At 27.5% G+C, this 7,216-nt stretch carries 9 protein-coding genes; 6 read left to right on the plus strand and 3 right to left on the minus strand.

From position 1 onward, the window contains the following. Window positions 1-63: 63 nt before the first annotated feature. Both hisA and hisH read right to left on the minus strand, forming a co-directional pair. Entirely contained in the window at window positions 64-771 is a 708-nt protein-coding gene (gene hisA / locus IQC44_RS07090; RefSeq protein WP_198305646.1) for a 1-(5-phosphoribosyl)-5-[(5-phosphoribosylamino)methylideneamino]imidazole-4-carboxamide isomerase, read from the minus strand. An 18-nt stretch (window positions 772-789) separates the two neighbouring features. Then, a complete protein-coding gene (gene hisH / locus IQC44_RS07095; protein WP_198305647.1) occupies window positions 790-1,392 on the minus strand; it encodes an imidazole glycerol phosphate synthase subunit HisH in 603 nt (200 codons plus the stop codon). A gap of 120 nt (window positions 1,393-1,512) precedes the next feature. On the opposite strand from hisH, the gene IQC44_RS07100 reads away from it, so the two are divergent. Together IQC44_RS07100 and IQC44_RS07105 are read left to right on the plus strand one after the other, a co-directional pair. Further along, the gene (locus IQC44_RS07100) at window positions 1,513-3,261 is read left to right on the plus strand and encodes a Na/Pi cotransporter family protein (protein WP_198305648.1); all 1,749 of its coding nucleotides are present in this window, start codon (window positions 1,513-1,515) and stop codon (window positions 3,259-3,261) included. Then, the gene (locus IQC44_RS07105; RefSeq protein ID WP_198305649.1) at window positions 3,251-3,502 is read left to right on the plus strand and encodes a hypothetical protein; all 252 of its coding nucleotides are present in this window, start codon (window positions 3,251-3,253) and stop codon (window positions 3,500-3,502) included. The genes IQC44_RS07100 and IQC44_RS07105 overlap by 11 nt, the downstream gene beginning before the upstream one ends. Here the strand turns inward: IQC44_RS07105 and IQC44_RS07110 are convergent. After that, entirely contained in the window at window positions 3,477-4,049 is a 573-nt protein-coding gene (locus tag IQC44_RS07110) for a ComF family protein (protein WP_198305650.1), read from the minus strand. The genes IQC44_RS07105 and IQC44_RS07110 overlap by 26 nt on opposite strands. A gap of 144 nt (window positions 4,050-4,193) precedes the next feature. On the opposite strand from IQC44_RS07110, the gene IQC44_RS07115 reads away from it, so the two are divergent. The 4 genes from IQC44_RS07115 (at window position 4,194) to IQC44_RS07130 (ending at window position 7,170) form a co-directional block, all read left to right on the plus strand. Continuing rightward, complete coding sequence (locus tag IQC44_RS07115) at window positions 4,194-5,384, plus strand: ATP-binding protein (protein ID WP_198305651.1); 1,191 nt, start codon at window positions 4,194-4,196, stop codon at window positions 5,382-5,384. A gap of 95 nt (window positions 5,385-5,479) precedes the next feature. After that, complete coding sequence (locus tag IQC44_RS07120) at window positions 5,480-5,620, plus strand: hypothetical protein (RefSeq protein ID WP_198305652.1); 141 nt, start codon at window positions 5,480-5,482, stop codon at window positions 5,618-5,620. Then, the gene (locus IQC44_RS07125) at window positions 5,595-6,209 is read left to right on the plus strand and encodes a WYL domain-containing protein (protein WP_198305653.1); all 615 of its coding nucleotides are present in this window, start codon (window positions 5,595-5,597) and stop codon (window positions 6,207-6,209) included. The genes IQC44_RS07120 and IQC44_RS07125 overlap by 26 nt, the downstream gene beginning before the upstream one ends. A gap of 22 nt (window positions 6,210-6,231) precedes the next feature. After that, entirely contained in the window at window positions 6,232-7,170 is a 939-nt protein-coding gene (locus IQC44_RS07130; protein WP_198305654.1) for a type II toxin-antitoxin system HipA family toxin, read from the plus strand. Window positions 7,171-7,216 lie beyond the last annotated feature (46 nt).

Consider the following 7,216-nt stretch of genomic DNA (forward strand, 5'->3'; position numbering starts at 1 on the left):
GAATAGTTAAATTATTATTTATTAAAGATGAGAGTGGTAAATAAAAGGCATTTTGCCTTTTATTTACAAAATTTTAAAAGCTTCTTCCAAATCTAAAGTTCCTTCATAAAAGGCTTTACCTACAATTACTCCACCTATATTTCCATTTTCTTTGCATTTTTTTATATCATTTATATCTTTTACTCCACCACTTGCAATTGTGTAAACTTTACTTGCAAGTGCAATATCTTCTGTGAAATTAACATTTACTCCACAAAGCATTCCATCTTTGCTTATATCTGTACAGATAATCGCTTTCACTCCAGCATTTGCGAACTCTTTTGCCAAATCTGTAGCTTTCATAGATGATACTTCAGCCCAACCTTCAACTGCAACCATTCCATTTAGTGCATCAATTCCAACAGCGATTGGATATTTTTTTGCCATATCTTTTACAAATTGTGGATCTTTTACAGCAATTGAACCTAAAATCAGTCTATCAACCCCAAGCTCTAGGTACATTTGAATAGTTTTTTCATCTCTAATTCCACCACCAAGCTCTATTTTTAAGTTGCAATTTTCTCTAATTTTTCTAATCTGCTCTAAATTTGCAGGTTTTCCTTCAAATGCACCATTTAAATCAACTATATGAACCCAACGGCTTCCTAACTCTTCAAACTTTTTAGCTACTTGCCAAGGCTCACTAGAGTAGATTTTTGCACTATCCATAAGCCCTTTACTAAGTCTTACAGCTTGTCCATCTTTTAAATCAATTGCTGGTAAAATATCCATCTTTTCTTCCTTTTTCTATTATAAATTTATAAAATTCTCTAAAATTTTAAGTCCATTGTTGTGTGATTTTTCAGGGTGTGGCTGAAAACCAAAGATATTTTCTTTATTTACAGCACTTGTAAATGTGTAGCCGTAAGTTGTTTTTGCGATACTATATTCATCTTTTGTAATAGCATGAAATGAGTGAACAAAATATAAATAAGGCTTATTAAGTCCAGCAAAAAGTGGATTATTTTTATTTTCCATACTATTCCAACCCATATGTGGAATTTTTAGCTCTTTTGTTTTGTTTTTATCAAAAGCTACAACTTTACCTTCAATTAAGCCTAAACCTTTTGTAAATCCAAACTCTTCACTACTTTCAAATAAAAGTTGCATTCCCAAACAAATTCCCAAAAGTGGTTTTCCACTCTTTGCAAACTTTAAAATAGCATCTTTTAAACCACTTTTTTCTAAATGCTCCATAGCATCTTTATATGCTCCAACTCCTGGAAGAATTAATTTATCGCATTTTTCTATATCTTCTGGATTGTTTACTATTTTTACATCTTTTGTAAATTTTGAACAAGCATTATAAACACTTGCAAGATTTCCCATATTGTAGTCGATTATTCCTAGCATTAACTTCCTTTTAAAGATAAAAGTATATCCTATATGTTATTTGATTTAGTTAAATTTTTTGATAGTTATTTTTAAGCTATTTTTTTTAAATAAAATTTATAAAATATTTTGGAGGTGAAGATGATAAAAAAATTTATGTTTCCACTTTTGTTTTTAATTTTGGCATATTTTGTTTTATCTTATGAAAGTGCCAAAGAGATAGTTGCTGGAATTGCAATTTTTTTGGTTGGTATGTTTTTTATGGAAGATGGTTTTAAACTATTTTCTGGTGGATTTTTGGAAAAAATATTAGAAAAATTTACAAATAGTATGCCAAAAGCAATTTTAAATGGTTTTTTGATAAGTTCAATAGTACAAAGCTCATCACTTACAAGTGTGATTTTAATCTCCTTTTTAACCACATCATTAATAGCTCTTGAAAGTGCAATATATGTACTTTTAGGCTCAAGTTTGGGTTCAAGTACCACAGCTTGGCTTATAGCTTTGTTTGGTTTAAAAATAAAAATCTCTCACTATGCTATGCCAATAATTGCTTTTGGAATATTTTTTAGGTTTTCAAAAAATATAAAACAAAAGGGCTTTGGAAATATTCTTTTGGGTTTAGGTTTTATCTTTTTAGGAATTTCTTATATGGTCGTTGGTTTTGAAGAGTTAAAACAGAGTGTTGATTTATCTATTTATTCAAATGACAATCTACTTACTATGGCTTTGTTTTTTGTAATTGGAGCAATAATGACCTTTATAGTTCAGTCAAGTTCAGCTAGTATTGCTTTGACTTTGGTTGCACTTGCAAGTGGACAAATCTTATATTTAAATGCTATTGCTTTAGTTATTGGTGGAAAAATTGGAAGTACAACAACTACTATTTTAGGGGCTTTAAGTTCAAATGCAAATGGAAAAAGATTGGCTTTTTCGCAATTTATTTTAAACCTAATAGCAACAGTTTTTGGTATTGTTTTTCTTTTTGTGATTGTTGATTTTATAGAGTATCTTTCGCAAATTTTTAATATAAATAGCGATACTATAAAACTTACACTCTTTATTACAATTTTTAATTTAAGTGCTGTAATACTTATAATTCCATTTTTAAATAGATTAATAGCAAAGCTAAAAACTATGTTTATACCAAAAATAAAATCTTGGTCAAAGCTAGAGTTTTTGGATGCAAACTCTTTGGAGAGTTCAAAATCAATTCTAAGTGGACATAAAAAAGAGAATGAAATTTTATATAGCAAATTTCTAAAAGCTACAAAAAATCAGCTTTTAATAGTTGAAAATAGTTTAGCAGATAAGAAAAATAATGAGAAAAAAGAGCAAAGAAATTTAGAGATTGCAAAAGTTTATAAAGAGAAAATCAAAACCTTACATGATGAGATTTTAGAGTTTTTAAGCTTTGCAAATAAAAATATAGATGAAGATGATTTAAAAAATATAGAGAAAGAAAAAGCTCTTACAAAGAAAATATATAAACTTCTAAAAACTGTAAAAAAACTTTCAAAAAGCCTTATTTTTGGTGGAGAGAGCAAAAATAGTAGTTTGAAATCTGAGTATAAATCTATAAAAGATATTTTACTTATCTCTATAAATGAACTTGAAAATATTGTAAAAAATAGTGCTTTTGATGATATTGATAAAATATATAAGATTAAAACTTTACAGCAAAAGATTTTGGTTTTTGATAGCCTTAGTAATCAAAGAGTAGAAAATCTTCTTGAAAATAAAGAAATAGATACAAAAGAGGCTTCAAAACTGATAAAAGATAGCTCTTTTGCTATACTTTTATGTCAAAATCTAATAAATCTAGCTTCAAAAATATTTATAGATGAAGTTTTAAATCTTGATGATGAGGATGAGGAAGATGAAAATTAAGAAATTTTTAAAAAGTATTGAAGAGTTTTTTAAGACCAATAAAAAAGAGCAAAACTCTTTGGAAGAGGCTCTTTTTAAACTAGAAGAAAAAAGAGTTAAGCTTGAAAATAGGCTTCTATTTGGTGAGTTTGGAGATGAAAAAAAAGAGCATCTACAAGAAAAATTAAAAATGATAAAAGATATGAAAATAAAAATAGATAAAAAACTAGAGAAGCTTAAGATAAAAAACAGCATAAAGTAATAGCAAAAAGTACATTTACCTTATATTTTTTTAAAGTTTTTCTAGCTTCTAAAATAGTTGTTCCTGTTGTTATTACATCATCTACTAAAATTACATCACAGTTTTTCTCCCCACTATATATAAATTTTCGTGGGTTTTTTTGCCTAAATTCTAGGTTTTTTCCAGCATATTTTACTATATTTGTAGCTTTTAAAGTGTTGTAAACGGGCTTTATAAAAGGGGATTTTAGGTGTTTGCATAAAATTGCAGTTTGTGAAAAATCGTGCCTTGTGTGATCATCTATTGGAATAGCTAAAATTGGCTTTGTAAAAGTGAAGTTTGAAGCAAATTTTTTGAAACTTAGTTTGCCTAAGATATTAAAAACTCTATCTCCGTGAAAGTGGTATTTACTTTGGATTAAATCTTCTAAATCTTTGTAATCATAAAAAGAGTAAACAAAAAAATCTTTATCTAGCTCTTTTTTGTAAAAATTTGGCTCAAGAAGTGTGCTTTGACAAGTTTTGCAAATAATAGAAAAGGATAGTATATCGCAAGAGGTGCATTTCATTTTGTACTCCTTTTGAAATATTAGCATTTTTATTTGTTAAGTATTCTAAACTATACTTTAGAATAAAAGCTAGTTTACTATAAACTAGACTTTAGAGTAAACTAGATATTATTATGAAGTATACTTTATAGCAAAGGAAAAAATATGGATTTATCAATAATTTCAAAAATATCAACTCAAATTTTATCAAAAGAAGTTTCAAATTATAAAAGATATTTGTATAAAAAGATAGATTTTAATAGCAAACTTATAGGAATAAAAGGTGCAAGAGGTACGGGAAAAAGTACCATTCTTTTACAATATGCAAAGAGTGTAAATTTGCCTATTTCAAAAATACTTTATGTATCTTGCGACCACCCAGCTTTAAGTGGAGAGTCTTTATACACAATAGCTGAAGAGTTTTATGCAAGAGGTGGAAAGCTTTTTATTATAGATGAAATTCATAAAAACGAGAATTTTTCAAAAGATTTAAAAGCTATTTATGATGTTTTTGATTTACAAGTTCTTTTTAGTGGTTCATCTGCTTTACAAATTGAAAATAGTCTTGCTGATTTGTCAAGAAGAGCAGTTATTCATACTTTGGGAGTTTTATCTCTAAGAGAGTTTTGTGAGCTTCAAACAAAACAAGAGTTTAAAAGCTATACACTAGAAGAGGTTTTAAAAAATCATACAGATATTGTTTATGAGATTATGCAAAAAATTCGCCCTTTGGAGCAATTTACGAACTACTTAGAATATGGTTGCTACCCTTTTTATCAAGAGTCTTTAAGTGATTATCCTATGAAACTTTTGGAAGTGATAAATCTTACTATTGATTCAGATTTGTGTGGAATTTACAATATTGAGCCATCGAAACTTGATAAACTAAAAAAGATAATTTATATGCTTTGTAGCACAAAACCTTATGAGTTAAATGTATCAAAACTAAGTAGTGCTGTTGGTACTTCTTGGGTAACTTTGCAAAAATATTTAGAAAGAATGGATGCTGGAAGTTTGATACATATAATAAGAGGAGGAAAAGGTATAAGAGCTGTAAATAAGCCAGATAAACTACTTTTGGATAATCCAAATTTATTTAGTATTTTGTGTGGAAATGGAGATATTGGCTCAGTAAGAGAGAGTTTTTTTGTATCTCAAATGGGACTTTTAAATCAAGTACACTATTTTGACAAAGGCGATTTTATAGTAAATGATACTTTTGTTTTTGAAATTGGTGGTGCTTCAAAAGATAGTTCACAATTAGAAGGAAATAAAAATGGTTTTGTACTTTGTGATGATATAGAAGTGGGCTTTGAAAATAAAATCCCACTTTGGCTTATCGGGTTTTTGTATTAAAAATAGGACAAAAAACAGTCTTGTTTAAATAGTAAAATAATTAAATATTTGCTAAAGTTTACTATTAAAATTTTGGCAAATAAACAAGGATAAAAATGCCAAAAAAAGTAGAAAAACCTTTAATTAAAAAAGATAGCGATAACTCAAAATATAATAGAATAAATCAAATCTATAATATGCTAAAAAATAACTCTGAAGGTATGACAATAAGTGAATGCAAATACTTTGGATGTTAGCACAAAAACAATACAAAGAGATTTACACGAAGTTTTAATCAATTTTGGAGCAATAAAAGAGGGAAGAACTTGGAAAATCAATCTAAAACTTGCACAAGATGGACTGAACAAAGATGAAAAACTAATCTTAGGTATTTTAGATGAGATGGCAAAAGGTGCTGGAAAAGTATTTTATAACAAAGCACACTCACTTTTAGAGCAAATCTCTCAACAGCTTGATAACTCTGTTTTTACAAATATAAATAGCGAATATTTAGAAGAGAAAAATATAAATATCTTTGAAGAGTTGGAAAAAGCTATAAAACAAAAAGTAGAGATAAAGTTTGATTATGAACAAAAAAAATATAGAGTAAAACCACTAAAACTAGCTTTCTTTGAAGGTTTTTGGTATCTACTTAGCTTTGATATAAAAACAAATAGAGAAGTATTTAAAAAGTTTCATCTAAAAACAATTAAAAATATTAAAACTTTGGATAAAGGTTTTGACATCCCACAACTTGTTGAAGATAGACTGAAAAATGCAAACTCTATTTGGTTTAATCTAAATGAACAGTTTACAGTGAAACTTTTTATACATAAAGATTCATAATACACTTCACCCAATATTTGAAATGCACCTTCCAGAGGGTTATTTACTATCAATCATAAAAAAACACTTCTCAAAATTAGTAAAAACAGATGATTTTGGTCTTTTAAAAATAATGTCAAGTTCTATAAAAGGAAGATTATCTTATGAAACGAATAAAAATATTATAGAAAATAGTTTGACTTTAGATGATTTACTTCACTCAAAAGATGAAAATCTTTTTGATGAGCTTGTACAAAAATTTGCTTTAAATTCAGCTCTTAGTGGAGTGCAACCAAAAATTCTAGCTAGTATAAAAGATAAAGCAACTTTAAAAATAGATGATTATATAGTGAAATCTTGGGGAGATGATTATAAAGAACTAGCACTAAATGAGTATTACTGTATGAAAATAGTAAAACTAGCAAATATAAGTGTGCCTGAGTTTTATATTAGCGATGATGAGAAACTTTTTATAATGAAGCGATTTGATAAGCTTGATGATAGATATATTGGCTTTGAAGATATGTGTGTATTGCTTGGAAAACAAAGAGATGATAAATATGATGGCTCACTTGAACAAATAGCAAAAACTATAAAAACCTTTGTATCATCTAAAAACAAAAAATCATCTTTGATACAGTTTTTTAAAATGACTTATTTAAACTATAGATTAGAAAATGGCGATGCATACCTAAAAAACTTTAGATTAATATATGAAGATGTAAGTAATATAAGACTTTATCCTGCTTATGATGTGGTATCTACAACTGTGTATATAAAAAATGATATTCCAGCACTTTTGCTTATGGGGAGTAAAAAGTGGTGGGACACAAAATATCTTGAAAAGTTTGCTTTACAAACTTGTGAATTGACAAAAAAAGAGTTTGATGAAGCTGTAAAAGAGTGTGAAAATAGTATTATTACTTCACCGATAAATAATCTTAATTATAGTATAATGTTTTATGGAAAAAATAGATGCTAGAAAATTAACACCAAGAGAATTATCAGAGAAACGAAAGATAGTTATT

The organism is Arcobacter vandammei (assembly GCF_016106035.1).
GTDB lineage: Bacteria > Campylobacterota > Campylobacteria > Campylobacterales > Arcobacteraceae > Aliarcobacter > Aliarcobacter vandammei.

What these genes read in the sequence shown, in the direction of transcription:
- hisH (WP_198305647.1), bottom strand. Translation starts at nt 1,392, where the DNA reads ATGCTAGGAATAATCGACTACAATATGGGAAATCTTGCAAGTGTTTAT.
- IQC44_RS07130 (WP_198305654.1), top strand. Translation starts at nt 6,232, where the DNA reads ATGCACCTTCCAGAGGGTTATTTACTATCAATCATAAAAAAACACTTC.
- IQC44_RS07120 (WP_198305652.1), top strand. Translation starts at nt 5,480, where the DNA reads ATGCCAAAAAAAGTAGAAAAACCTTTAATTAAAAAAGATAGCGATAAC.
- IQC44_RS07110 (WP_198305650.1), bottom strand. Translation starts at nt 4,049, where the DNA reads ATGAAATGCACCTCTTGCGATATACTATCCTTTTCTATTATTTGCAAA.
- IQC44_RS07115 (WP_198305651.1), top strand. Translation starts at nt 4,194, where the DNA reads ATGGATTTATCAATAATTTCAAAAATATCAACTCAAATTTTATCAAAA.
- IQC44_RS07105 (WP_198305649.1), top strand. Translation starts at nt 3,251, where the DNA reads ATGAAAATTAAGAAATTTTTAAAAAGTATTGAAGAGTTTTTTAAGACC.
- hisA (WP_198305646.1), bottom strand. Translation starts at nt 771, where the DNA reads ATGGATATTTTACCAGCAATTGATTTAAAAGATGGACAAGCTGTAAGA.
- IQC44_RS07100 (WP_198305648.1), top strand. Translation starts at nt 1,513, where the DNA reads ATGATAAAAAAATTTATGTTTCCACTTTTGTTTTTAATTTTGGCATAT.